The 23,758-nt window shown below is 63.9% G+C and carries 21 protein-coding genes and 1 pseudogene; 10 read left to right on the top strand and 12 right to left on the bottom strand.

Features of this window, described 5'->3' with window-relative positions; genetic code table 11:
* The 6 genes from ABIC09_RS30500 (at nt 1) to ABIC09_RS30475 (ending at nt 7,003) form a co-directional block, all read left to right on the top strand.
* A complete protein-coding gene (locus tag ABIC09_RS30500; protein WP_354085038.1) occupies nt 1-1,332 on the top strand; it encodes a copper oxidase in 1,332 nt (443 codons plus the stop codon).
* A gap of 32 nt (nt 1,333-1,364) precedes the next feature.
* On the top strand, nt 1,365-1,820 hold the full coding sequence (locus tag ABIC09_RS30495) for a cupredoxin domain-containing protein (RefSeq protein WP_354111578.1): 456 nt from the start codon (nt 1,365-1,367) through the stop codon (nt 1,818-1,820).
* 17 nt (nt 1,821-1,837) lie between these two features.
* Nucleotides 1,838-2,137: a copper-binding protein gene (locus ABIC09_RS30490; protein ID WP_354085040.1), complete on the top strand. Its 300-nt coding sequence runs from the start codon at nt 1,838-1,840 to the stop codon at nt 2,135-2,137.
* Between the two features lie 289 nt (nt 2,138-2,426).
* Nucleotides 2,427-4,568, top strand: coding sequence for a flagellar biosynthesis protein FlhA (gene flhA / locus ABIC09_RS30485; RefSeq protein ID WP_187435077.1), 2,142 nt, complete (start codon nt 2,427-2,429; stop codon nt 4,566-4,568).
* A gap of 294 nt (nt 4,569-4,862) precedes the next feature.
* Nucleotides 4,863-5,063, top strand: coding sequence for a hypothetical protein (locus ABIC09_RS30480; protein ID WP_148753290.1), 201 nt, complete (start codon nt 4,863-4,865; stop codon nt 5,061-5,063).
* A gap of 1,229 nt (nt 5,064-6,292) precedes the next feature.
* A complete protein-coding gene (locus tag ABIC09_RS30475; protein WP_354111577.1) occupies nt 6,293-7,003 on the top strand; it encodes a class I SAM-dependent methyltransferase in 711 nt (236 codons plus the stop codon).
* A gap of 869 nt (nt 7,004-7,872) precedes the next feature.
* On the opposite strand, the gene ABIC09_RS30470 is transcribed toward ABIC09_RS30475, so the two are convergent.
* From ABIC09_RS30470 to fliI, 6 genes are all read right to left on the bottom strand, one after another.
* Nucleotides 7,873-9,099, bottom strand: a complete 1,227-nt coding sequence (locus tag ABIC09_RS30470; protein WP_354111576.1) for an NAD(P)/FAD-dependent oxidoreductase — start codon at nt 9,097-9,099, stop codon at nt 7,873-7,875.
* 117 nt (nt 9,100-9,216) lie between these two features.
* Nucleotides 9,217-10,176, bottom strand: a complete 960-nt coding sequence (locus tag ABIC09_RS30465) for a helix-turn-helix transcriptional regulator (RefSeq protein WP_148753286.1) — start codon at nt 10,174-10,176, stop codon at nt 9,217-9,219.
* A gap of 169 nt (nt 10,177-10,345) precedes the next feature.
* A complete protein-coding gene (locus tag ABIC09_RS30460) occupies nt 10,346-11,434 on the bottom strand; it encodes an anti-sigma factor (RefSeq protein WP_354111575.1) in 1,089 nt (362 codons plus the stop codon).
* A gap of 74 nt (nt 11,435-11,508) precedes the next feature.
* Nucleotides 11,509-12,054, bottom strand: a complete 546-nt coding sequence (locus ABIC09_RS30455) for a sigma-70 family RNA polymerase sigma factor (RefSeq protein ID WP_148753284.1) — start codon at nt 12,052-12,054, stop codon at nt 11,509-11,511.
* A gap of 185 nt (nt 12,055-12,239) precedes the next feature.
* Nucleotides 12,240-12,659, bottom strand: a complete 420-nt coding sequence (gene fliJ / locus ABIC09_RS30450) for a flagellar export protein FliJ (RefSeq protein ID WP_128953708.1) — start codon at nt 12,657-12,659, stop codon at nt 12,240-12,242.
* A gap of 120 nt (nt 12,660-12,779) precedes the next feature.
* Nucleotides 12,780-14,105 carry a flagellar protein export ATPase FliI gene (fliI, locus tag ABIC09_RS30445; RefSeq protein ID WP_354111574.1) on the bottom strand — a complete coding sequence of 442 codons (1,326 nt, stop codon included), beginning with the start codon at nt 14,103-14,105 and terminating at the stop codon, nt 12,780-12,782.
* 429 nt (nt 14,106-14,534) lie between these two features.
* Here fliI and ctrA point away from each other — a divergent pair, with 429 nt between their 5' ends.
* Nucleotides 14,535-15,236: a response regulator transcription factor CtrA gene (ctrA, locus tag ABIC09_RS30440; protein WP_007600544.1), complete on the top strand. Its 702-nt coding sequence runs from the start codon at nt 14,535-14,537 to the stop codon at nt 15,234-15,236.
* Nucleotides 15,237-15,323: 87 nt separating this feature from the next.
* Here ctrA and ABIC09_RS30435 read toward each other — a convergent pair whose 3' ends face one another.
* Both ABIC09_RS30435 and ABIC09_RS30430 read right to left on the bottom strand, forming a co-directional pair.
* The gene (locus ABIC09_RS30435) at nt 15,324-16,907 is read right to left on the bottom strand and encodes a hypothetical protein (protein ID WP_354111573.1); all 1,584 of its coding nucleotides are present in this window, start codon (nt 16,905-16,907) and stop codon (nt 15,324-15,326) included.
* Between the two features lie 74 nt (nt 16,908-16,981).
* Nucleotides 16,982-18,799, bottom strand: a complete 1,818-nt coding sequence (locus tag ABIC09_RS30430; RefSeq protein ID WP_354111572.1) for a CHAT domain-containing tetratricopeptide repeat protein — start codon at nt 18,797-18,799, stop codon at nt 16,982-16,984.
* Nucleotides 18,800-19,072: 273 nt separating this feature from the next.
* On the opposite strand from ABIC09_RS30430, the gene ABIC09_RS30425 reads away from it, so the two are divergent.
* From ABIC09_RS30425 to ABIC09_RS30415, 3 genes are read left to right on the top strand one after another with little or no spacing between them, the layout of a single operon-like run.
* Nucleotides 19,073-19,477, top strand: coding sequence for a DUF350 domain-containing protein (locus ABIC09_RS30425; protein ID WP_128968112.1), 405 nt, complete (start codon nt 19,073-19,075; stop codon nt 19,475-19,477).
* A 1-nt stretch (nt 19,478) separates the two neighbouring features.
* On the top strand, nt 19,479-19,886 hold the full coding sequence (locus ABIC09_RS30420; RefSeq protein ID WP_354111571.1) for a hypothetical protein: 408 nt from the start codon (nt 19,479-19,481) through the stop codon (nt 19,884-19,886).
* A 3-nt stretch (nt 19,887-19,889) separates the two neighbouring features.
* Nucleotides 19,890-21,050 (top strand): glutathionylspermidine synthase family protein, encoded by a 1,161-nt coding sequence (locus tag ABIC09_RS30415; protein WP_354111570.1) that lies wholly within the window; start codon nt 19,890-19,892, stop codon nt 21,048-21,050.
* Nucleotide 21,051: 1 nt separating this feature from the next.
* Here the strand turns inward: ABIC09_RS30415 and ABIC09_RS30410 are convergent, their stop codons facing one another.
* The 4 genes and pseudogenes from ABIC09_RS30410 to ABIC09_RS30395 all read right to left on the bottom strand — a co-directional run.
* Nucleotides 21,052-21,924: a CheR family methyltransferase gene (locus tag ABIC09_RS30410; protein WP_354034850.1), complete on the bottom strand. Its 873-nt coding sequence runs from the start codon at nt 21,922-21,924 to the stop codon at nt 21,052-21,054.
* Complete coding sequence (locus ABIC09_RS30405) at nt 21,921-23,117, bottom strand: protein-glutamate methylesterase/protein-glutamine glutaminase (protein ID WP_354111569.1); 1,197 nt, start codon at nt 23,115-23,117, stop codon at nt 21,921-21,923. The genes ABIC09_RS30410 and ABIC09_RS30405 overlap by 4 nt, the downstream gene beginning before the upstream one ends.
* 70 nt (nt 23,118-23,187) lie before the next feature.
* On the bottom strand, nt 23,188-23,553 hold the full coding sequence (locus ABIC09_RS30400) for a response regulator (RefSeq protein ID WP_007600538.1): 366 nt from the start codon (nt 23,551-23,553) through the stop codon (nt 23,188-23,190).
* A gap of 73 nt (nt 23,554-23,626) precedes the next feature.
* Nucleotides 23,627-23,758 (bottom strand): annotated as a pseudogene (locus tag ABIC09_RS30395) (chemotaxis protein CheW); the annotation flags it as partial.

Genomic DNA, 23,758 nt, shown 5'->3' with positions numbered 1-23,758 from the left:
ATGTTTTCCCGCCGAGGATTTTTGGGCACCGCCGCGCTCGTGGGCGCATCAGCCGTCAGCGGCCGCGTCCAAGCCGCATCGATTCCGGAAGCAGCCCATATGGACAAGGCGGTGATGCAGCCGCCGTTGCATCCCATTGGCGGTCCCGACTATCGCCCCGTCGTCACGCTCAACGGCTGGACACTGCCGTTCCGCATCAACGGCGACTGGAAGGAATTCCATCTCGTCGCCGAGCCCGTGGTGCGCGAATTCGCCGAGGGCATGAAGGTCAATCTGTGGGGCTACAACGGCCAGTCGCCGGGGCCGACCATCGAGGCAGTCGAGGGCGACAAGGTCCGCATCTTCGTCACCAACCGCCTTCCCGAATACACCACCGTGCATTGGCACGGCATGATCATCCCGAGCGGCATGGACGGCGTCGGCGGACTGACCCAGCCGCATATCGAGCCGGGAAAGACCTTCGTCTACGAGTTCGAGATGAAGAAGAGCGGGACCTTCATGTACCACCCGCACTCCGACGAGATGGTGCAGATGGCGATGGGCATGATGGGCATGGTTGTCGTGCACCCGCGCGACCCAAACTTCCGCCCCGTCGACCGCGACTTCGTTTTCGTGATGAGCACCTATCGCGTCGATCCCGGCACATATCTGCCGCGGGTCAACGAGATGACTGATTTCAACATGTGGACCTGGAATGCGCGGGTGTTTCCGGGCATCGATCCGCTGCCGGTCAGGCTCGGCGACAAGGTGCGCGTGCGCATCGGCAATCTCAGCATGACCAATCACCCGATCCATCTGCATGGCCACAGCTTTGCCGTGACCTGCACCGACGGCGGCTGGATTCCCGAGAGCGCGCAATATCCGGAGACGACGACCGACGTGCCGGTCGGTGCGGTGCGCGTATTCGACGTCCTTGCCGACAATCCCGGCGACTGGGCGTTTCACTGCCACAAGTCGCACCACACCATGAATGCGATGGGACACGACATGCGCAACATGATCGGCGTGTCGCGCAAGGATCTCGCCAGGGCCGTCGGCAAGCTTGCGCCCGACGCCATGGTGATGGGCCAGTCCGGCATGGCGATGGGCAACATGGAGATGCCGGCGCCTGACAACACGCTGCCGATGATGAGCGGCACCGGCCAGTTCGGCCCGATCGAGATGGGCGGCATGTTTACGGTGATGAAGATCCGCGAGGACCTCGCGCGCGACGATTATCGCGATCCCGGCCCCTATCAATTCCCGCAAGGCACCGTCGCCTACGAGGTCGCCTCGCCGGCGGCGGAGCCGGCGCGGCAGCCAGCCATGCCGGCGCACAAGATGAAGATGTGAGCGTTTCGATGAACCACCAACTGGAGACCACAATGAAGAAGACGATCAAACTCGCCTTGACGCTGCTCGCGCTGTCGACCGCACCCGCGTTCGCGCACGAGGGTCACGACCATCACGGCTTCTCGGCCGGCGAGCCCGGCGATCCCGGGAAGCCGGCGCGCACCATCGAGATCGCGTTGAGCGAAATGTCCTACGAGCCGTCGAGCATCACAGTCAAGCGCGGCGAGCAGATCCGTTTCGTACTGCGTAATGTCGGCAGGGAGGACCACGAATTCCTGCTCGCCACCACCAAGGAGAACCTCGCACATGCCGAGGTGATGAAGAAGCACCCGCACATGGAGCATGACGACCCGAACGGGGTGCGGCTTGCGCCGAACAAGACGGCCGAGATCGTCTGGAAGTTCACCAAAGCCGGCACCTTCGAATTTTCCTGCCTGATCCCCGACCATCGCGACTACGGCATGGTCGGCCACGTCACCGTGAAATGAGGACAATGGAGAGAGCCATGAAGCCGATCATCCGCGCCACCGCAGCATTCGCACTGACGCTGGGCCTGACCGCGAGCGCGCTGGCGCAGGCCGCTTCCATCAACGGTGAGGTCAAGAAGATCGACGAAACCGCCGGCAAGATCACGCTCAAGCACGGCCCCGCCAAAGGCCTCGGCATGGACGAGCCCATGACCATGGTCTACCGCGTTAGGGATCCCGCCATGCTCAAGCAGGTCAAGGTCGGCGACAAGGTGTCATTCGAAGCCGAGGAGGCCGCGTCGGGTTACACGGTGACGAAGATGGAGAAGGCGAAGTAGGGCGATCTCCTTCATGGTCATTCCGGGGCGCGCCTCTTGGCGGACCCGGAATGATGACCTGATAGTCCCGAAACACCCCCACCCCGCACTCCTGCCGCACGCTCCGTTAACCCTTTGCTAACCATACACCCGGCAAGAATTGCCCAGTGGAGTCGAGTGTCGTCAGCCGCGTAGAACGGGAGCTCCCGTGGACGCCAGTGCGGTGCCTCACTTTCGGAACGGCGGCCCATCGGCCGCCGCGCAGACGTTTGGGGCGCGCGGACGGCAGTCGCGCGGGGGAGCAGCTACCATGGTCGACGTCACCGCGGGACAGGGCGTAGGTAACGCCAAGCCCGGCATCCCCTCCCTTTCCGAGATCGTCACCATCCTCAAGCGCGGCGACATCGCGCTCGCGCTCGGCGTCCTCACCATCCTTGTGGTGCTGATCCTGCCGCTGCCGGCGATCGTTCTCGACCTGTTCCTGGCGATCTCGATCACGCTGTCGATCCTGATCCTGATGACCTCGCTGTTCATCCAGGCGCCGCTGGAATTCTCCGCCTTCCCGACCATCCTGCTGATCTCGACCATGCTGCGGCTGTCGCTCAACATGGCCTCGACCCGCCTGATCCTGTCGCATGGGCACGAGGGCACGGATGCTGCCGGTCACGTCATCGAAGCTTTCGGCAGCTTCGTGATGGGCGGCAATTTCGTCATCGGCATCATCGTCTTCGCCATCCTGATCATCGTCAACTTCGTCGTCATCACCAAGGGTTCGGGCCGTATCGCCGAAGTCGCCGCCCGCTTCCACCTCGACGCCATGCCCGGCAAGCAGATGGCGATCGACGCCGACCTGTCCGCCGGACTGATCGACGAGAAGGTCGCCAAGGAGCGCCGCAAGGCGCTGGAGGATGAGAGCGGGTTCTTCGGCGCCATGGACGGCGCCTCGAAGTTCGTCCGCGGCGACGCCATCGCCGGCCTCCTGATCGTCTTCATCAACGTCGTCGGCGGCATGATTATCGGCGTGGCGCAGCAGGGCCTGTCCTTTGCCGACGCCGGCCGCAGCTACACGCTGCTGACCGTCGGTGACGGCCTCGTCACCCAGGTCCCGGCGCTGATCGTCTCGACCGCGGCGGGCCTGCTCGTCTCCAAGGCCGGCGTCTCGGGAGCGGCCGACAAGGCGCTGATGAAGCAGTTCTCCGGCTATCCGCAGGCGCTGGCGATGTCGTCGGCGGTCATGCTGGTGCTGGCCGCGCTGCCGGGCATTCCGACCATCCCCTTCTTCCTGCTCGGCGCCGGCGCCGGTGCGCTGGCGTGGTCGGCGCGCAACCGCAACCGTGCGACCGCCAACGCCGAGGCTGCCGCAAGGGCCGCACCCGCGGCCGGGACGCCCGGTGCCCCCGGCACCGCGGCGGCCGAGGAGCCGATCTCGGCGGCGCTCAAGATCGACGACCTCAAGATCGAGCTCGGCTATGCGCTCTTGCCGCTGGTCAACGGCCCCGACGGCACCGACCGCCTCACCGAGCAGATCAAGGCGCTGCGCCGCTCGCTCGCGATCGAGATGGGTTTCGTGATGCCCGCGGTGCGAATCCTCGACAACGTTCAGCTCGAAGCCAACACCTACATCATCAAGATCAAGGAGGTCGACGCCGGCACCGGCAAGATCTGGCCGAACCAGTTCATGGTCATGGACCCCGGCGGCAGCCAGGTGCAGGTGCCCGGCATCCACACCACCGAGCCGACCTTCGGCCTGCCCGCGACCTGGGTCGACGCCAGCCTCAAGGAGGAGGCCTCGCTCAAGGGCTACACCGTCGTCGACGCCGCGACCGTGCTCTCGACCCATCTCACCGAGCTGCTCAAGGCCAACATGTCGGACCTGCTGTCCTATGGCGAGGTGCAGAAGCTGCTCAAGGAGCTGCCGAAGGAGCAGAGCGAGCTGGTCAAGGACATCGTGCCCGGACAGGTCACGGTCTCCGGTATCCAGCGCGTGCTCCAGCTGCTGCTCGCCGAGCGCATCTCGATCCGCGACCTCTCGACCATCCTCGAAGGCATCGCCGACTCGCTCGCCTTCTCGCGCAATCCCGCGACCATGGTCGAGCATGTCCGCGCTCGCCTCGCGCGGCAGATTTGCGCGCAGAATACGTCCTACAATGGCTATCTGCCGCTGATCGCGCTGTCGGCACGGTGGGAGCAGGCTTTTGCCGAATCCATCGTCGGCCAGGGCGAAGAACGCAGCCTCGCGATGCAGCCCTCCAAGCTGTCGGAGTTCATGACCGGCGTGCGCGAGGCTTTCGAGCGTGCCGCCCGCGAAGGCGAGGCGCCGGTGCTGGTGACCTCCGCGGCAATTCGACCTTTCGTCCGCTCCCTGGTCGAGCGGTTCCGGGCCCAGACGACCGTGTTGTCGCAGGCCGAAATCCACCCGAGAGCGAGGCTGAAAACGGTCGGAAGCATCTGATTTGCCTTAAGAAGCCGTGTGTTTTTCGGCCACAGGCAAATGGTTTTTGAGTTTCTGGCACCTTGTCGACCAACTGCTGGAAAAGGGCCTTCCAGGCATATTACATCTTTGAAATAATTGCGAAATCTGGCGATCAAGATCCGCCCTTGATCGCGATCGTTCACGTCGTATCACGCTCTTGTGATAGCCCCTTGGGAACGAATCCGCCCAATACTAGGTTGTTGGGCACCGGAAGCATGAACCTGCCTAACAAGGGTGGCGACTACTTCGGGTAGATGGCGGCAGGAGCCTTCCATGAACCACTCGATTTACAGCGCAGATCGCTCGACACATCTGAAGATCGTGGTCGTGGCCCTCGTCGCCGGGATCGCGGTGGCAGGGTTCGGCATCACTGCACGCACCGGTTCGGACGACGGATTGACCCAGACCGCCCGCGTCATCAAGGCCGGCAAGCCGGTTGCGATCACCAGCTCGAACGCATCGGTCGTTCGCTAAGGAGATTTGAGTTTCAGGAATTCACGCGGCTCTTTACCAGCCCCCCAAAGTCGCCACGTGGATATGTAGACGACCCCAACCCCAAGTCGACTACAGAAAGCGCCCGCCCCCCTCGGGCGCTTTCTCATGTCTGGGGGTACCTCGTCATTGTGAGCGCACGCGCGCGCCACTCGCTCCTCTCTTGTCCCGGACGCGCCGCAACGCCTCTTAGCGTTGCTGCGCAGAGCCGGGACCCAGGCCGCGCTCACGCTGCTGCATGGCCCCCGGCTCTGCAGCGCACCGCTGAAGTGGGCGCTGCACTGCGTCCGGGGCACGAGAGCGCGGTGTTCGCGCACAGCTGCATCAACCTCGTCATTGCGAGCGGAGCGAAGCAATCCAGAATCCCTCCGCGGCGGCAGTCTGGATTGCTTCGCTGCGCTCGCAATGACGGAGTGTGAGGCGCGGACATCGTCCTTTCAACTCGCACATCCATCGCAGACACACCTTCGCCCTCTCGCGGCTCATATCGCCCGAGCTTTGCTTCGTCGCCTTGCCCTCAATTGAAAGAGGGCGCAGGGAAGGCCGGGAGCCGGCTGGCACCCGCGGTCCACTGTGCGAAGTTACAATCAGAAAATCTGCACAGCGGCATACAGGTGAAGCCAGGACATCCCGGCCTTCCCTGCGCAGTGGTTTGACGGCTTATGTCGTGCTCTCCCCGGGGAGCGATGCGCTATTGCCCCCGTCGCCTCACGGATGACTGATGTGAGGGCCCGGTTGGGCCACACCCATCACCGCAAGACTTGGCGCACAGGCTCCGGGCGCCAGGACCACACGATTTTGCCGTACGCAGATCACACCGGTCGTGTGCGCGAGGTCTTCGCTCACGGTTGCCCGCCCTGCGATTGCCCTTCGCGCCGATGTGACTCACGTCCACCGCCATCCGGCCCGCGTTCGTGACGATCGCGATACGCCCCTCTTCCTTGGGCCGGGTTGCGCGATACATACGCGATTTCCGAATTTCGGTAAAGTGGAATATTTTTGGCCGCGCGGATTGACCGACGGTTTGGGTGTTTTGCCCGACGGGCAACGCAAGGGCTTGTAGATGGGCTCAAGATGTCTTGACAACGAATGGCTTTACTTGGCTAGCTCCACAACCTGATGAAGCGGGGACCTCCGTGGAGCAGCGCTTTACATTCGATCAGATTGCGGAGGCATATAGGGCCTCACGCCCCGACTACCCCGAAGCTCTCGTGGATGACGTGGTTTCGTACGGCAACTTGAGGCCGGGCGATCCCGTTCTCGAAGTTGGCTGCGGCACGGGGCAGGCAACGAGGAGCTTCGCGAAGCGAGATTTTCGGATCGTTGCAATCGATCCTGGCCCCGAAATGATCCGCGCTGCGCGTGAGAGCTTGGCCGGTTTTGGTAACGTCGAGCTGGTCGAGACGACACTCGAGGCGTGGCCACAAGACAAAGGGGCGTTCCGACTCATCATCGCTGCGCAGTCGTGGCACTGGGTTTCGCCGGACTTGCGGTTCGTGAAGGCCGCGAAGTTGCTTTCATCGGACGGATCATTGGCCGTCTTCGGGCATGTTCCGACCGGATGGCCCATCCCGTTGCTCGAAAGGTTCAAGGAAATATACCTGCGTCATACGGGCCGCTGGGGGCCCCCGCCGGAAGCCTGGTACCTGCCCAGCGGTCCATTCAAAGGCTGGTTTGACGAGTCGGGATTGTTTGGACCGGTGGAGCACCGCTGCTATCCGTGGAAGTGGCAGCACACGACTTCAAGCTATGCCAATTTCCAGGGGACGCGCTCGGATATTCGGATGCTCACGCCAACGATCCGCGACGAGCTGATCAATGACATTTCCAAGGCGATCGATCGTCACGGGGGAGAATTCGAAATGGACTACGAAACTCACCTCTACATGGCCCGCCGGATTGGTGGCGATAAGCAGCTCTGAGTTCGTTGAGAGATCTGGAATTGGATTGGAAGCCGACAGTCGGCAGGAGGCAGGGTAAGATCAGCTATGGGCCAACAACCGACTTAGCGAATGGCATCCATCGGGCGTTTATCGCCGAGCGTGGCTTCGTTTTCTTTGCTACCGATGCTAGCCGCCTGATGTGCCTTTATCCGGCATAAGCCGAGAAGCTAACGTCAGCCGTGGGCCCGTGGGCGATCAAAATTGGGGCCTTCAGAAAAGGGAACGACGGGACGACACGTAAGCTCCCAATGGGCGTTATCGCCGACGTTCTCGTACATCCAATCGATTTCGACACTCTTGGTAAGCCGATCAATCCGGCCAGAGATGGTCGGCCTCCCATTCGCGTACTGGCTGCTGAACCCGACAAGCAAAGGGGTGGTCTTCGTGATCGGTACGACGTTATCAAGGAACGACACTGTTTGACTGCCCGCGCTCACAATGATGCGGAGATTGGCGACGGGGTCCAATTTCAACTCTGCTCCGGATGTAGCCACCAACTTACTTGTTCCGTTGCAAGCCAAAGTGATCGTCGAGAGTTGCTGCTGCGCATCTGCGGACTGCGTCAAGGCAAGCAAAAGAACCGCACAAATCAACCTCATCGACGACAGACCCTCGTTGCTGTGTCAGATGCCATCTTTATCGGCTGACATCATAGCTGCCGAGACCGCCAGCGCAAAGTCGGTTTCGGGTCATTTGGGGACATCGGGAACGCGCCCAAGTCGGCTCAGAGACCCGGAGCGGACGAACAATGGCAATAGCTCCGCTGCAGCCATTCGCTTTGGTGACAAAGCGGACATTGCTTTCGTCGCATTCATCATTTCGCTTGGCTGATGGATGCACGGCCCAGCTCAACGACGCGGCGTCCCATAGGTCGGCGGCGGCGCCTGCACCGTCGGCGCGGCGGCGGCGAATAGATCTTCCTTGCTGCCGGTGAGTGGGGGATAGATGCGCTTGCGGTTGATGGTCTGCTTGGTTGCCTTCGCAGCCTGGCCGGTCGTCCGCACCTCGCGGTCCCAGCCTTCCGTGTAGAGCGCGCCCCAGTCGCCGAGATCGAGCACGGTGACGTACCAGTCGATCCGCAGCGGCAGCAGCGGCTGGCCGGCAAGATCGGCCACCACATTGTGACCGGCGAACCGGCCCATGGGGCGGGCGAACTGGCAGGACATCACGGTCGGATGCAAGCCATCGACCACGCTGGAGGCGACGTCGCCGGCGGCGAAGGCGCCGGGCAGATCCGCGACCCGCATGAAGGGATCGACCAGAAGGCGCCCGAGGCGGTCGCGCGCGCCCGGAAAGCTTGCGGTCAGCCGGCTCGCGCGCATGCCGGCGCACCAGATCACCGTCTGCGTTGCGATGAACTCGCCCGAGCTCAAGCGAACGCCAGCAGCTTCGATCGACGCGACGCGCACCCCGAGCCGCACTTCGACATCGAGCGACGACAGCGCCGTCTCGATGACGGGACGCGCCTGCGCGCCGATGGTGGCACCGACCGCGGGATTGGGATCGACCAGGATGATACGGCGATTGCCGGTGATGCCCGCGCGCACCAGCCGGTCAGGCAATTCGGCGGCAACCTCGATGCCGGTGAAGCCGGCGCCCACCACCAGAATTGTCGATCGTCCCGGCGACGGCGGGCTACGCCCGAGCGAGATCAGGTGATCCTGGAGGCGAAGCGCCGAAGCATAAGTATCGACGTCGAACGCATGCTCCGCCAGGCCCGTAATATCAGGACGCATCACTTCGCTGCCGAGTGCAAGCACGAGGCGATCGTAGCTCAGCGTCTCCTCGCCGCTGCTCGTGACCAGCGAGATCTGGCGCCGCGACGGATCGACGGCCGTGACCTCGCCGATACCGTGCGCGACGCCGATCGGATCGAGCAGTTGCGGAAGCGGCAGCGCGACCTCGCTGAGGTCGACCTCGTAATTGCGCACGCGGATGTTGTGGTAGGGATTGCGGTCGACAACGCGGATCTCGATGTCGCGGCCGGCGGCACCAATCTCGTCGCGCATGCGCGCGGCACCGATGGCCGCCCACAGACCCGCAAACCCGGCGCCGAGCACGACGATACGCGCCATGTGCTTTGACTTCGCTGTTCCAGGGAATCCGACGATCTGCCCCGCGCAGACAGATATAGCTCATTCGTCCGGATCGACCAACTGCGGCCGCGTCGCGCCGCTGCACAAAATCGGGCCTCAGGCCTCGCGCAGTTCCGACGGCGTCGCGCCAAAACGCTTGCGAAAGGCGCGGTTGAAATAGGACAGGTCGGCGAAGCCGGAGGAATGCGCGATGTCGCTGATCTTGCGCGCCCGCGCGCGGGGATCGCCGAGCCATTTTCGCGCGAGCAGCAGGCGCTGCTCGAGCACGAATTCGGTGAAGGTGGTGCCGGCCTGCTCGAACAGCCGCTGCGCCTGGCGCGGGCTGAGCCCCGAGCGGGTGGCGACCTCGGACAGGCAGAGATCGTTGCGGCCGAGTGCAGCCATCACATCGGCGCGCATGAGATCGAGACGGGCCGCCGCATGGCCGCGACCGCGCGCGAGCGCCGCGTGCTCGGCATCGGTGCCAAGCAGCAGGCCGACGAGATCGACCATGTGCTGCGCGGTCAGGCGCTGGCCGACGGCGTCGAGATGCGGTGCCTGATGGGCAGCGAGCGCGTGATAGCGGAAGATGGTCTCGGCGACCGCACCATCCGACAGCACCTGCGACAGCTTCTCCTCGGCGCGCGGATTGATGTCGAGCAGCGCGCGGCGCGGCATGCGGATGGTGGCGAAGCGGTTCTCGTCGGTGTGACCGACGCTGCCGGTGATGCCCATATCGGCAAGCGTCATCTGCGCCGGCGCGAGCTCGACGGTGTGGCCGTTCTGCCGGACGTTGACGAGGCCGGCATGCGCGGCGATCAGCACGAGATCGTCGCTGCCGTCGGCGAGACCGCTCTGCGTGCGCGAATAGTGTGCGGAGGCCCCCTCGGGAATGGCGAGCGCAATATTATCGACCACGCTGATCTGCAGCCGGCAATCGATGCTGTCGCCCTGGCTCGGTCCGATCTCGAGGCCACAGGACCCCAAGGCCCTGTCGCGCCAGTGCTCGAATGCCGGCCCCTGCGGCAGGCCGGCATATTGGTGAATAAAGACGCCCGGCGGCTTGGCTGCATCCATCTGATTTCTAGCCCCTTTCCGGCACCATGATCGGCGGTGCCGACTGCAAATTCCGGGCATTTGACGCCGGGACATGCATTGAGGTTCAAATCACAGACGGATTCAGCCAGACTTGTCGAATTACGACGGCGAAATGGACCGCAGCGACAATGATGCGCCCTTGTGGCGACTACTTCTTCGCCGGCAACTGCGGCTGGGACGGCGGCACGGTCTCAATCAGCTTGCCGGAAAACACCGGCGCCGCGGTCGGCTGGCCGTTGGGCGAGCCGCCCGACTGCTCGACCGTGACGGCATAGGTTGCGCCATTGACGACATCGGCATCGTAGCCGGCGAGCACCGGGCGCGCCGTGAAGTCGCCGCTGCCGATCACGCCCAGCGAACGCGGGCGCGGCAACCTGTCGGAGATCAGCCAGAGCTCAAAACTCTTGCCCGGCTCCGGCGTCGCGCCGACCTTGCGCACCGTGAAGTTCTTGGTCGCCCCGTCAATGGTGAGGATGAAGGCGGGGCCGCCGCTCTGGCCCTGCAACAGCGCGACATATTGCGCGGGCGAAGATAGCGGCGCGGCCGGTGTCTTGAGCTCGACCGTCTGGATACGCGGTGCGGGCCGCAGCGCGCCCGGCAGCGCATCGGGCAGGAAGATCTGAAGCGATAGCGTCACCAGCAATGCGGCCGCAAGCGCACCCACGGCGGAGGCGATCGTGCGCCAGCGCTTCACGCGGCCCTCGAGATGGATCACGTTGCTGCCGTCGACGACCGGCGCCTGCGTCACCGGTGCGACGCTCGGATCGGGCGCATGGGTCTGCGGCACGAACTGCGGCGGGAAAATCGGAACGGCATCGGAATTGGATTCCGGCGACGGCACGTCCGGCGACGGAGGCTCCGGCGTCGGCGGACCTGACGTTGAAGACTCTGTCGCTGAAGGCTCTGTCGTCGAAGATTCGGGCGATGAAGGCTCCGGTGAATAGAACTCCGGCGGTGGCGGCGGCGCCTCCGGGAGCACCGGCGGTGCCTGGGGCGAATCCTGCGACGATAGCGTCCGCGCGATCTCGCGCCGGATGTTCTCCCACACGATCGGCCGCGGCTCGATCGTGCCGACCATCTGGTTGAGGACGCCGAGCCGGAATTCCCACGACTGCACCAAGGCGGCGAACTCCTGGTCCACCGCCATCATGGTCGCGACCTGCGCGCGCTCGTCGGCATCGAGTGTGCCGAGCGCATATTCCGCGGCGAGCACGATATGGTCCTCGCTATAGGCCATCACTTTCCTTCAGCTCTCCCGAAGGGAGAGGTGAAACAAGAACGCTGCGTCAGCATAGGCACTCTCATCATCCACTAAAGTCCGAGGCACTCCCGGATATCCAACATGCTGCGCCGGAGCCACGTCTTCACCGTGTTGACGGGCGCGGCGAATTTCTCCGCCAATTGCTCGCGGCTCCAGCCGTTGTAATAGGCGAGAAGCACGAGCCGCTGACGGTCCGGCTCGAGGCGGCCAATACATTCCAGCAGCCGCTTCAACTCCTCGGACATCTCCCGGCGCGCCAGGGGATCGGGACTGTCGGCAGCGACGTCCATCGCCTGCGGCTCCTCCTCGATGGAGGCCTCCGTCTTCTTGCGCACGATATCGATGGCGCGGTTGCGCGCGATCGACGCCATCCACGTGATCGGCGATGACAGCGTCGGATTGAACCGACCGGCGCTGTTCCATATCTTGACGTAGGTCTCCTGAATGACCTCCTCTGCGAGATCCTGCCGGCGCAAGATACGGAGCACGACGCCATAGAGTTTCGCGCGCGTGGCGCCGTAGAGGCGCTCGAACGCGGCCTGGTCGCGCTTCGCCACCGCCTCGATCAGCCCGACCAGCTCTGCTGGCGTCAGCATTCAGCCCCCCAACGCTCAAGGCCCCGCCGCATCCGCGCGGACCCCGGCACTCCGCTACCATAGCGCGCGGCCAAGCCGGTCACCAAGAGCCGGCGCGCCACGCTGTGGACAGCACACGCAAAAACCCGGACCTTGCGGGTCCGGGCTCGCAAATTCTCTGGCGATCTTGACCGCTGGCGGCGCCTTCAGGCAACGGCGCCGATGCGGGAGCGCATCAGGCCGATGCTGTCGAGATCGGCCTGCTCGCGGGCGTTTTCTTCGGCCCGCTCGCGGGCCTGGTCGCGCTCGTCCAGGAGCTCGACCTTCTTCAGCTCCTCGAAAGCCTCGCCGAGCGCGGCCTTGGCCTCCTCGAGCTGGCCCTTCAGCTCGTCGGCCGAGCGGGTCAGGTTCTCGCGGCGCTGGATGGCGGCCTTGGCATAGGTCGGATAGGCGAAATGCGCGGGATCGTTGATCCCGGCGCGGTCCTGCTCGGTCTGGATCTCGCGATCCAGATCGGTCGACATCCGCTGGAAGTCGGCGATCATGGACTCGATCTGGGCGACCCGGCGGCGCTTCTCGTCGACCTGAAACTTCTTCAGGCGAATGAGGGTATCACGTGACTTCATCGACTCGTACTCCCCAGAAGTCCCTTGGCTGCACGTGGGACGACACCAGTCTCCCCACAGGCCCGATTGGGCCAAGACCGGCTCTGCTACTCTGTGAGGTCGGATGATGACGGGACAAAGTTAGCGTTCCGTTTCCAAATTGCCGAGGATTTGCGCCAACTCGCGGTAGCCATCGGCCAGCGAGGCATTTTCGTCCTTGCCCTGGCGCAGGAAAGCCTCCAGCGGCTCGTGCAGGCGGATCGCCTCGTCGACCTCGGGGCTGGAGCCGGCCCGGTAGGCGCCGAGCCGGATCAGCTCCTCCATGTCGGCATAGGTGGCCATCACCGCCCGCGCCTTCTGGATGGTCGGCCAGAACTGCGGATCGGCCGATTTCGGCATGGTGCGGGAGACCGACCTGAGGATGTTGATGGCGGGATAGCGGCCGCGCTCCGCGATCGAGCGCTGCATCACGATGTGGCCGTCGAGGATGCCGCGGACGGCGTCGGCGATCGGCTCGTTGTGATCGTCGCCGTCGACCAGCACCGTGAAGATCGCGGTGATCGCGCCCTCGCCGAGCCCCGGTCCGGCGCGCTCAAGAAGCTTCGGCAGCTCGGTGAAGACGGTCGGCGTGTAGCCCTTGGCGGTCGGCGGCTCGCCGGCGGACAGCCCGATCTCGCGCTGGGCCATGGCGAAACGCGTCACCGAGTCCATCAGGCAGAGAACGTCCTGGCCCTCGTCGCGAAAATATTCGGCGACCGCGAGCGTCAGATACGCGGCCTGCCGCCGCATCAGGGCCGGCTCGTCCGAGGTCGCGACCACCACGACGGAGCGCGCCAGGCCCTCCTCGCCGAGGTCGTCCTGCAAGAACTCCTGCACCTCGCGGCCGCGTTCGCCGATCAGCCCGATGACGCTGACCGCGGCATCGACGTTGCGCGCGAGCATCGAGAGCAGCACGGATTTGCCGACGCCGGAGCCCGCGAAGATGCCCATGCGCTGGCCGCGGCAGCAGGTGAGGAAGGTGTTCATCGCGCGCACGCCGAGATCGAGCGGCGCGCCGACGCGCTTGCGCGAATGCGCCGGCGGCGGCGAATTGCGATACGGCACCGGGGAAGCGCCTTGCGGCAATGGTCCCTTGCCGTCGATCGGTTCGCCCAGCGCATTGACGACGCGGCCGAGCCAGGCCGACGACGGTCGCACCTGATTGGCGGCATTGGCGATCACGGCCTTGCAGCCGCGACGCACGCCGTCGAGGCCGGCGAACGGCATCACGACCGCGTTGTTGCCGGAGAAGCCGATCACCTCGCAGGGAATGGAACGGTTGGCTCCGGTCTCGATCACGAGCCGCGCACCGACCGACATCGCGTGGATCGGGCCGGCGACCTCGACCATGAGGCCGCGCACGCCGACCACACGGCCATAGATATTGACGCCGTCGATATCGCCGATCTGCTCGGCAAGAGCTTTCATAGAGCAGCCTTCATGGAGCAGCCTTCATAGGGGACGCGCCTTCATGATGGGGGCCTTCATGGCGAAACCCTTAAGTTTCGCCATATTTCTGAACGGCGCTTAACCTCGTGTTTACCCGCATCGTTAATCATTGCGTCACTGTCTTTGTGACTGAGCGCGACTCCCCTTCAGAAGAAGGCTGAGTCGCGGGAGTCGGTTAGGCCCGTCTCTTAAAGTGGAGCTTGAACGGAGCGGAGTAACAAAAGCTGCTTCCTACGCAAGACCTTAGGGCGATTCGAGAAAAATTGCACCAAGGGGACTTGCGTTCCAGAATCAGGATTTGTTAACCATCTGTCGTCAGGATCCGAATCAGTTGTTCAAAGGCGTTTAGTTGAGTGCCGCGAATGCGGCCGACCTGACGCCCAGGAGCGGCGACTATGGGGAACTGGCATGCGCGTTTTGCTGATTGAAGATGACAGCGCCGTCGCGCAGTCGATCGAGCTGATGCTGAAGTCTGAGAGCTTCAATGTCTACACGACCGATTTGGGGGAAGAAGGCGTCGATCTCGGAAAATTATACGATTACGACATTATCCTTCTCGACCTCAACCTGCCCGACATGTCCGGCTACGACGTGCTCAAGCAGCTTCGGGTCTCCAAGATCAAGACGCCGATCCTGATCCTCTCCGGCCTCGCCGGCATCGAGGACAAGGTCAAGGGTCTCGGCGTCGGCGCCGACGACTACATGACCAAACCGTTCCACAAGGACGAGCTGGTTGCCCGCATCCACGCGATCGTGCGCCGCTCCAAGGGTCACGCCCAGTCGGTCATCCAGACCGGCGACCTCGTCGTCAATCTCGACACCAAGACGGTCGAAGTCGGTGGCCAGCGCGTGCACCTGACCGGCAAGGAATACCAGATGCTGGAGCTGCTCTCGCTCCGCAAGGGCACGACCCTCACCAAGGAAATGTTCCTCAACCACCTCTATGGCGGCATGGACGAGCCCGAGCTGAAGATCATCGACGTCTTCATCTGCAAGCTCCGCAAGAAGCTCGCCAACGCTTCCGAGGGACGCAACTTCATCGAGACCGTGTGGGGCCGCGGCTACGTGCTGCGCGAGCCGCACGAGGTCGAAGAGCGCATTCCGGCCTGATCAGTTTACGTCGCGAGCCATTCGGGGCTTGCTCCTCCCAGCCTGGACCCCGCCGCGAATGGCGGGGTTTTTGTTTTTGGGGCTTCGTCAGGCGCTCACCAGCGAGGCGGTGGCGAGAGGCGCGCTCCTGACCGGGACGCGTGCGGCCGCCTCGCGCAGCCAGGCAATCAACGCGTAGCCGATGATGAATCCGAACGCGAAGGTCGGGAGCACGAAGGACCAGAAGAACGCCCAGCCGGAGACGTTGTCGACGACCTCCATGACCGGCATCGGGCTGACCTGGTGGATGGCCAGCAGGACCCACAGCAGCACCGTCATGCCGCCACCGAAGACGAGGCCGTCGCGCATCCGCCGTGTCTTGCGCGACCGCCTGCCCCAGGTCGAATCCTGCACCAGCAGCGCCGCCATCGCCGCGATCCCCCAAGGAAAGGTCAAAAGCGGCAGTTCGTGCAGGACCACGTCGAGATAGGGCTTTTGCGGAAACTGGTAGAAGTCGAAGGCGGCCTGAATCGGGAAAAGGATCAGGGCACTCCAGAGACCGATGGTGAGAATGAATCCGACCGGCAGCCGGCCGAAGATGGTCTCGTTCGCAAACGCGTATTGCCGCTTGAAATAATAAACCAGCCAGAAGTTCACGATCAGGTACAGCGGCGTCATCAGCAGCGTCCGCATCATGCCGACATATTGGTCTCCAGGCATGTGGACGACCTTGCCGGACCCGAGCAGCCACGCCAGGCACCAGACGAAGGCGAAGGCCGCCACGACCGCCACGACCTTGACGATACCGGGTGGGGCCGGCTCCAGCACGAAGCCGATTGCCCCTAACCTTTTTCTGCTGCGGGCAAAGGTCCATTCGCCGGCGAGCGCGGCGCGCGCCGCGAACAGCAGGAGATTGTTGAGCAGGGAATCCATGTCCTTGCGCAGATCCTCCAGCATGCATCCCGCCGCGGTCTGGGCGGCCAGCTGAAGCTGGCTGACCGCACTATGGCGGGTCGAGAGCTGATCGAGCGCCTGCCAGTCGTCCGGCTCGACCTGGCTGTCCTCCATGATCGCACCGTAGATCTCGGCGCTGCTCTTGAGCACGCGGACGGTGCGGAAGCACAGAGAGTCGTAGACCGCGAGCAGCTCGGCATAGAGATCGGAATTGCGCTCCATGAAGGCATCATGCTCGGCGGCCCAGCGCTCGAGATGGAGCATCAGCGCCGAGATCTTGAGGAAGCGCGACTGGATCGCGGTCGATTGCGTGGCGCGGAAATCATCGACCTGATAGCCGACCCTGGAGAGCTTGCGCTGGAGGCTCTGCATATCGTCCGGGGCGACCTGGAACGGCGACGCGGCCAGCGCGTCGCGCAGCGCGAACGCCCTGACGGGAATGCCGGCCAGCTCCTGGCAGAATTTCCGCCACGCCTTCGGCGCGACCGGAATGAGCCAGGCGAACATCAGAAGCCAGACCGCGGCGAGCGGCGACAGCTTATCGGGAAGAAAAGCGTAGATCACCAGGAACGGCGTGATGAAGACGGCGAGGCCGAACAAGAACAGCGGCCGCGTCGTGAACGAGCGGGTCCCCTTCATCGTGTGAAACCTGAACCAGTAGAACAGCACGACCAGAAGCGGTCCGCCGAAGGACTCGAGGATCGCATTCAGGGGGTCTACGACATCAGCAAGCGGCACGATGAACTCCTATTGCTAGGGTTCGTTGTTGAAAGGCGCGCCGGACACCGCGGCATCCGGCGGTCGCGTGAGAGTCACGCAGCCTGGGCGATCATCTTGGCCTTCTGGACCAGGAGATCGATATTGTCCGGAGCCAGCGCAATCGCGCTGTCCATATCGTTCTGGGCCTTCGCGACGTCCTTGATCTGGGCATAGGCGTTGGCCCGGGACACCAGATATTTCGGCTCGTTCTCGTTGGTCGCGATTGCCGTGCCGAAGGCCTTGATGGCCTCCTCGAGATAGCCACGCTTGTCGTCGATGCCGGCGGCCGTCATGCTGACGATGCCCCTGATCCAGTAGAATTCCGGGTTCTTCGGCTTGAGCTTGATCGCTTCGGTGATGTCGTTGAGCGCATTTTCGTAAAGACCGACGGTCACGTTGAAATTGGCGCGGCGCACGAAATATTCGGGCTTCGCCGGATCAAGCTTCAGCATGTAGGCGAAGCTCGCGGCGGCTTTCGGAATCTGCTTCTGCTTGTGTTGAAGCGTGCCGAGATCGAAATAGACTTTTGCGAGCCGAACCGAAAGTTCGCCGTCATCCGCGAGCAGGCCGTGCAGCTCCTGCCCGCGCCGGGTCAGCTCCTCCAGCGCCTCGATCGTGGCGGGACCGGCGGCGAGTGCTTCCATGAATTCGTCGCGCCGCTGCCGCAGCATGTCCTTCGAGAGGCGCGCGGCCTCGGCCGGGGTCGGCAGCGGCTGCGGCGCTTCGACGTCAAAGATTCGGCCGTCGGACGAGCGCATATAGAGGACCGGGATTCCCCATTCGACGCGGGACTTCTCCTGGATGAATTTGCGCGCAAGTGTCACCGCATCGTCGATCGAACGATTGCCGGCAAGTGCCGCGTAAAACCCCTCCGACATCGAAATCGCGGCACTGTCGGTGATCGGAAACTGCATCGCCACCACGGCGGGCAGCCATCCCGTCTTCATCAACCCGATCGCAGGATTGCCGAAGCGATCGCCGACATTGATCCGGGCGCTCTCGCAGCAATTGAGCATGATCAGGCGCATGCTCCGTTTTGCCCCCGTCAGCATCATCGCAAGATCGGAGGCGAACTTCTTCACCGGCCTACCGTCCTCGTCGACCATGACGACGAAGCCGCTCGCGCCGGCCCCGGGCGAGGTTTCCTCGACCCCGCCATGCCCGATGAAATGGAAGATGTGCCATTCGCCCTCCAACAGCTTCTTCATCAGGTCTCTTCCGCTCCCGCCCGGGACCCACTGGAAATCGACCTTGCCTTCGTGCTGGAGGGAATCGATGCCCTTGTTGATGCGGTCGCGCTCCTTGACGACGTTGAGCTTCGGCCATTCGCTGGTCGAGGGGTCGGCGATCATGCCGAGAATGCGCAGTGGCCCTTTGACGCCCATCCGGCCCACGCTGCCGGCGGTTTCGAGATAGCGCACGATGGGCCGCGTCAAGCTGACGAAACCGGGCATGTCGTCTTCGTCGTAGAGATATTCCCACGGCAGTCCGGCAAGATCGGCCGCCTCGATCCGCAGCTTGATCCTCAGATCCTGGGCTGCGCCCTTGCTGCGCTCGTAGATCCGCTGGATCGAGGGCACGTCGGTGAAGACGCTGCGGAACACGCCGCGCCCGAAATCCCGCAGCACCTGTTCGCCACGCGTCGTCGGGCCCTGCCGATTTTTGTCGTCGATTTCCAGCACGGCGTTTTCCAGCTCGCCGCGCAACTTGGCCAATTCGCCGGGCGCAGAGAACCAGAACTTCACCTGTGCCTTCGGCGCCTCACCCGCCGGCGACCTGACGACGCGACCGTAATATTGCTGAGGGCCGCCACCCACGGGCAGATCGGAGCCGATCTCGAGCTCGAAATCTTCGTATTCGGCAACAGGCATTTTGCGCCTCACTCAACAAGATTTTGATCTGAACGAAGAAGCCCTCGAATGTGCGTGGCCGATCGCAATCAGGACGACCGTGAAAACAATGCGCGAGACTATCACATGCAACCTCGAGACGCATTTGTGAAGCATGTCTCATGCGGCCCGATATTTTGTGCAGTGCCGGGGCGTACCACAGGGCCGGCTTGTTTCTGGGGATCGAACCTGTTCGACCGATGCGGCGACTAAGCGATCGTGCCAGAATTCACGGCGCCAACGTTGGACCTCCCCATGATCCTGCAATCGCTCGCCGGCCTGCCCGCCTTCCTGGTCTATTTTTGCACCGGGCTAATCGCGATAGTGGCATATCTCTTCGTTTACACGCGGATCACGCCGCACAACGAGTTTCAGCTGATCCGCGACAACGATCCGGCGGCTGCGATTGCGCTCGGCCTCAGCCTGCTCGGCTTCGTGGCGCCGCTGTTCAGCGCGATCGCGCATTCGGCCAACGTGCTGGACTGCCTGATCTGGGCTGCAATCGCGCTGATCGTGCAAGTTGCCGTGTTTTACATCGTGAAAATCCCGGTGCCGAACCTGTCGGGACGGATCGCCGCCGGCGAGCTGGCGCCCGCGATCTGGCTCGGCCTGTCCTCGCTCGCCGCGGGCCTCCTGAACGCCGCCTGCATGATCTACTGATATGGCAGCGAAGCCTCCGACCAAGGATTTCGGCAAGCGCAGGCCCGCACCCGCGCCGCCGGCCCCGCGCGAGCCGGTGAAACGCTCGGGCCATGTCGCGCTGCTGGTGATGGGGACGATCGCGGCCGGCACCACGGCCTACACGCTGATACCGCACCGAAGCTGCGACCCCTCTCCTCCCGGGGCGGCAGTTGCCGGGGCGACAGTCCCCGGGGCGGCGGCGCCGACGCAGACGACGAACTGCAGCAGCTCGTCAGGCGGCACCTCGCACTGGTCCTCGCGGTCGGGTTTCTACAGCAGCGACTCCTCGAGCCATTCCTCGTCAGGGACGTCGTCCGATTCCGGCTCCGGTGGCGTCACGCGCGGCGGCTTCGGCTCGTTTGCGCATGGCTTCTCGGGCGGCGGCTGACACATGCAACGCATCATTTGTCCCGAGCGCGACGACTGGCAACAGACCGCCGAGCAATGCGGCTTCGCCTTCCACACCATCGACGGCGAGCGTTATTGGGACGAGCGCGCCTATTATGCCTTCACGCTCGACGAGATCGAGCGCTCGATCGAAACGCCGACCGGCGAGATCGATGCCATGTGCCTGGAGCTCGCTGGTCACGTGACCGGCGACGAGCGCCATTTGCGGCGGCTCAAAATTCCGGAAGCGTTCTGGGACCTGATCGCGGAAAGCTGGGAGCGAGACGACCGCAGCCTCTACGGCCGGCTCGACCTGAAATTCGACGGCGACGGCCCGGCAAAGCTGCTCGAATACAATGCGGACACGCCGACCTCGATCTTCGAGGCTGCGGTGTTTCAATGGACCTGGCTCGAGCAGGCGATCGAGCGGCGCATCGTTCCCGCCCGCGCCGACCAGTTCAACTCCATTCACGAGCGGCTGATCGAGGCGTGGAAAGCGATCGGCGCGGGCGGGCATCTGCATCTCACAGGCACGACTGGCAACGAAGAGGACGCGGGCACGCTCGCTTATCTCGAAGACACCGCGCGCCAGGCAGGCCTCTCGACCACGCTGCTCGACATCGAAGAAATTGGCTGGCGCGATGAGGCCGGCGGCTTCGTCGATCTCGACGACCGCGACATCGAGCTGGTCTTCAAGCTCTACCCCTGGGAATGGATGTTCCACGACGCTTTCGGTGCAAAGCTTGCCGGCGCTCCGACGCGCTGGATCGAGCCACCATGGAAGGCGGTGCTCTCCAACAAGGGCATCCTGCCGCTGCTCTGGGAGATGTTTCCGAACCATCCCAATCTGCTGCCGGCCTTCTTCGAGGACGATCCACGTGCAGCCGAGCTCGGCAGCTCCTACGTCCGCAAGCCCCTACTGTCGCGCGAAGGCGCCAATGTCACGCTGGTGTCGGCCGGTGTTTCGCTTGACGAACACGCAGGCCCGTATGGCGCGGAAGGATTTATTCGCCAGGCGCTCTCGCCGCTCCCGAACTTTTCAGGCGTCTATCCCGTGGTGGGAAGCTGGCTGGTGAACCACGAGCCATGCGGGCTTTCGATCCGCGAAGACGGGAGCCCGATCACGGGCAACGGCTCGCGGTTTTTGCCGCATGCGATCTTGTAGATCACCTTGCCGCGGCGACCTTCAGCGGTTGCGGCATCAGTCCCCCCATCGCCCGGCCGGAGCGCGCCGGATTGAGCTGGTAGAGACCGCGGCGGTCGGAGATCGGACGGAATGCGTCGGTGATGCCGACGACGGATTCGGCGGCGCCGAGCAACAGCGTGCCGTCCGCTTCCAGGCCCTTCGCCATGCGCTCGAAGATCACGGCTTTGGTGTCCTGGTCGAAATAGATCAGCACGTTGCGGCAGAAGATCACGTCGAACGTGCCGAGATGGGAGAAGTCCTGCAACAGATTGAGCTGGCGGAACTGCACCATCGCGCGAATATCGGCATTGAGCTGCCAGACCTCGTTGGACTGGGTGAAGTATTTCATCAGGAGCTGGATCGGCAGGCCGCGCTGCACCTCGAACTGGCTGTAGACGCCGGCCTTGGATTTCTCCAGCACCTCCTGCGACAGATCGGTGGCGACGATCTCGATGCGCCAGCCCGCGAGCGCGGTGCCCATCTCCTTCAGGCACATCGCGATCGAATAGGGCTCCTGCCCCGTCGACGAAGCCGCCGACCAGATGCGCAACGATTTGCGCGCGGCACGCGCCTGGATCAGGCCGGGCATGATGCTGTCGCGGAGATGATCGAACGGGATCTTGTCGCGAAAGAAGAAGGTCTCGTTGGTGGTCATGGCCTCGACCACGTCGGTCGCAAGCCGGCCATCGCCGTTCCTGATCTTGAGCACGAGATCGGGGATACCTGATAGGCTTGCCTTGCGGGCCAGCGGCAGCAGCCGGCTCTCGACCAGATACTGCTTGTCGGGCGAGAGATCGAGACCGGAGCGCTCTTTCAGGAACTTGCGCAGATACTCGTAGTCCGCAGGCGTCACGAGCGATCTCCCGCGAACAGGCGGTTGACCTTGGCGCCGATCTGGTTGAGCGGCAGGATCGCCGCGCAGATGCCGGCATGGGCAGCCGCACCGGGCATGCCCCATACCACGCTGGAGGCTTCATCCTGCGCGATCACGCTGCCACCGGCAGCGACGATGTCCTTGCCGCCGCGCATGCCGTCCGAGCCCATGCCCGTCAGGATCACGGAGAGGATGTTGCCGTGCCAGATGTCGATGGCGGAGGTGAAGAGCGGGTCAACCGCGGGCTTGCAGAAATTGACCGCGGGGCCGTCGTCGAGCGCGATCGCCACGTCCGCGCCGCTGCGCACCACGCGCATGTGCTTGCCGCCGGGCGCGAGATAGATACGCCCCGGCTTCACCGGCTCGCCATCGACCGCCTCGGCTGCCGGCCGGCGGCTCGAACGCGCGAGATGCTCGGCGAGAATTGTGGTGAAGGTCGGCGGCATGTGCTGGGTGATCAGCACCGGAACGCGGTCGATCACCGGGCCGAGCTCGGTGACCAGCGCCATCAGCGCCTGCGGACCACCGGTCGAAGAGCCGATCAGCAGCACCTTCGGCGCCTGGGTCGAGAACGGACGCGTGGTGACCGGGCCTGGCGACAGGGCATGCGCGGCCGGAGCCGGTGCTGGCGAGGCAGGCCGCGCAATCGGTCCGCGCGCGGCCGGAGCCGGGCTCGCCGGCGCCAGCGGCGGGCTTGAAACCGCAGGCTTCCTGCGCAACCGCGCGCCGAGATGACGGATCTTCTGGATCAGATCGTGATGGAAGATGTCCGCGGCGGACGTCTCGCGTGTCGATTCCGGTTTCGGAATGTAGTCGGCCGCGCCGAGCGACAGCGCCTTGAAGCTGATCTCCGCGTTGCGGCGGGTCAGCGTCGAGGCCATGATGATGACGAGATCGCGCTTCTTCGCCAAGAGCTGCGGCAGCGCCGAGATGCCGTCGAGCTCGGGCATTTCGATGTCGAGCACGGCAACGTCGGGGCTGATGCGTTCGATCTGGTTGACCGCCTCGAGCCCGGTGCGCAGCGAGGCAGCGACCTCCATATCGTGCTCGGCACCGATCCAGCGCGAGATCAGACCGCGAATGACGACGGAGTCGTCGACGATCATCACTCGCAGCGGTCCCGCTTCGCGCGACGAGCCCGTGGCCGAATTACCTGCGAACGCAATACTCATTACTCACCAACTCAGACTGAAACGGTTTAGTTGAAAACGCCGAAGGAGCCGTTCAGCCTCCGGTGTTCGCTCAGATCAAGCCGACTTCCTGGAACTTCGCCGTCACGATGTCCTTGTCGAACGGCTTCATGATGTACTCGTTGGCACCGGCGTGCAGCGCGCGCGCAATATGGGCGACGTCGTTCTCGGTGGTGCAGAACACCACCTTGGGCTGGTCGCCGCCGGGCATGCGGCGCAGATGGCCGAGGAATTCGTAGCCATCCATCACCGGCATGTTCCAGTCGAGCAGCACGGCGTCGGGCAACCCGCGCTTGCAGGCCTCGAGCGCCTTCTCACCGTCCTCGGCTTCGAGAATCTGGAAGTCGAGGCCTTCCAGGATCCGGCGCGCAACCTTGCGGATGACGCTGGAATCATCAACGACGAGACACGTTCTCATGTGAACCTCTGCTTCTGATCCCCTTTGCGGGGGAACTTCCAATTGCGAGTACGTCGGCGGCGATGCCGCCGTATCAGGCCGCCATCATCTCGGGCGCGAGCTCGAGGACACGATCGACGTCGAGGACGACCATGAGCTGGCCGTCGAGACGGTGGACACCGCCGGCGAGCTTGGCCATGCGGGGGTCGAGGTTGACGGGGTTGTC

Source organism: Bradyrhizobium sp. S3.12.5, from assembly GCF_040548225.1.
GTDB lineage: Bacteria > Pseudomonadota > Alphaproteobacteria > Rhizobiales > Xanthobacteraceae > Bradyrhizobium > Bradyrhizobium cytisi.
Note: the sequence above shows the minus strand (reverse complement) of the source record. Positions and strands in the feature narration are given on the sequence as shown.

What these genes read in the sequence shown, in the direction of transcription:
- ABIC09_RS30500 (WP_354085038.1), top strand. Translation starts at nt 1, where the DNA reads ATGTTTTCCCGCCGAGGATTTTTGGGCACCGCCGCGCTCGTGGGCGCA.
- ABIC09_RS30495 (WP_354111578.1), top strand. Translation starts at nt 1,365, where the DNA reads ATGAAGAAGACGATCAAACTCGCCTTGACGCTGCTCGCGCTGTCGACC.
- ABIC09_RS30490 (WP_354085040.1), top strand. Translation starts at nt 1,838, where the DNA reads ATGAAGCCGATCATCCGCGCCACCGCAGCATTCGCACTGACGCTGGGC.
- flhA (WP_187435077.1), top strand. Translation starts at nt 2,427, where the DNA reads ATGGTCGACGTCACCGCGGGACAGGGCGTAGGTAACGCCAAGCCCGGC.
- ABIC09_RS30480 (WP_148753290.1), top strand. Translation starts at nt 4,863, where the DNA reads ATGAACCACTCGATTTACAGCGCAGATCGCTCGACACATCTGAAGATC.
- ABIC09_RS30470 (WP_354111576.1), bottom strand. Translation starts at nt 9,099, where the DNA reads ATGGCGCGTATCGTCGTGCTCGGCGCCGGGTTTGCGGGTCTGTGGGCG.
- ABIC09_RS30465 (WP_148753286.1), bottom strand. Translation starts at nt 10,176, where the DNA reads ATGGATGCAGCCAAGCCGCCGGGCGTCTTTATTCACCAATATGCCGGC.
- ABIC09_RS30460 (WP_354111575.1), bottom strand. Translation starts at nt 11,434, where the DNA reads ATGGCCTATAGCGAGGACCATATCGTGCTCGCCGCGGAATATGCGCTC.
- ABIC09_RS30455 (WP_148753284.1), bottom strand. Translation starts at nt 12,054, where the DNA reads ATGCTGACGCCAGCAGAGCTGGTCGGGCTGATCGAGGCGGTGGCGAAG.
- fliJ (WP_128953708.1), bottom strand. Translation starts at nt 12,659, where the DNA reads ATGAAGTCACGTGATACCCTCATTCGCCTGAAGAAGTTTCAGGTCGAC.
- fliI (WP_354111574.1), bottom strand. Translation starts at nt 14,105, where the DNA reads ATGAAAGCTCTTGCCGAGCAGATCGGCGATATCGACGGCGTCAATATC.
- ctrA (WP_007600544.1), top strand. Translation starts at nt 14,535, where the DNA reads ATGCGCGTTTTGCTGATTGAAGATGACAGCGCCGTCGCGCAGTCGATC.
- ABIC09_RS30430 (WP_354111572.1), bottom strand. Translation starts at nt 18,799, where the DNA reads ATGCCTGTTGCCGAATACGAAGATTTCGAGCTCGAGATCGGCTCCGAT.
- ABIC09_RS30425 (WP_128968112.1), top strand. Translation starts at nt 19,073, where the DNA reads ATGATCCTGCAATCGCTCGCCGGCCTGCCCGCCTTCCTGGTCTATTTT.
- ABIC09_RS30420 (WP_354111571.1), top strand. Translation starts at nt 19,479, where the DNA reads ATGGCAGCGAAGCCTCCGACCAAGGATTTCGGCAAGCGCAGGCCCGCA.
- ABIC09_RS30415 (WP_354111570.1), top strand. Translation starts at nt 19,890, where the DNA reads ATGCAACGCATCATTTGTCCCGAGCGCGACGACTGGCAACAGACCGCC.
- ABIC09_RS30405 (WP_354111569.1), bottom strand. Translation starts at nt 23,117, where the DNA reads ATGAGTATTGCGTTCGCAGGTAATTCGGCCACGGGCTCGTCGCGCGAA.
- ABIC09_RS30400 (WP_007600538.1), bottom strand. Translation starts at nt 23,553, where the DNA reads ATGAGAACGTGTCTCGTCGTTGATGATTCCAGCGTCATCCGCAAGGTT.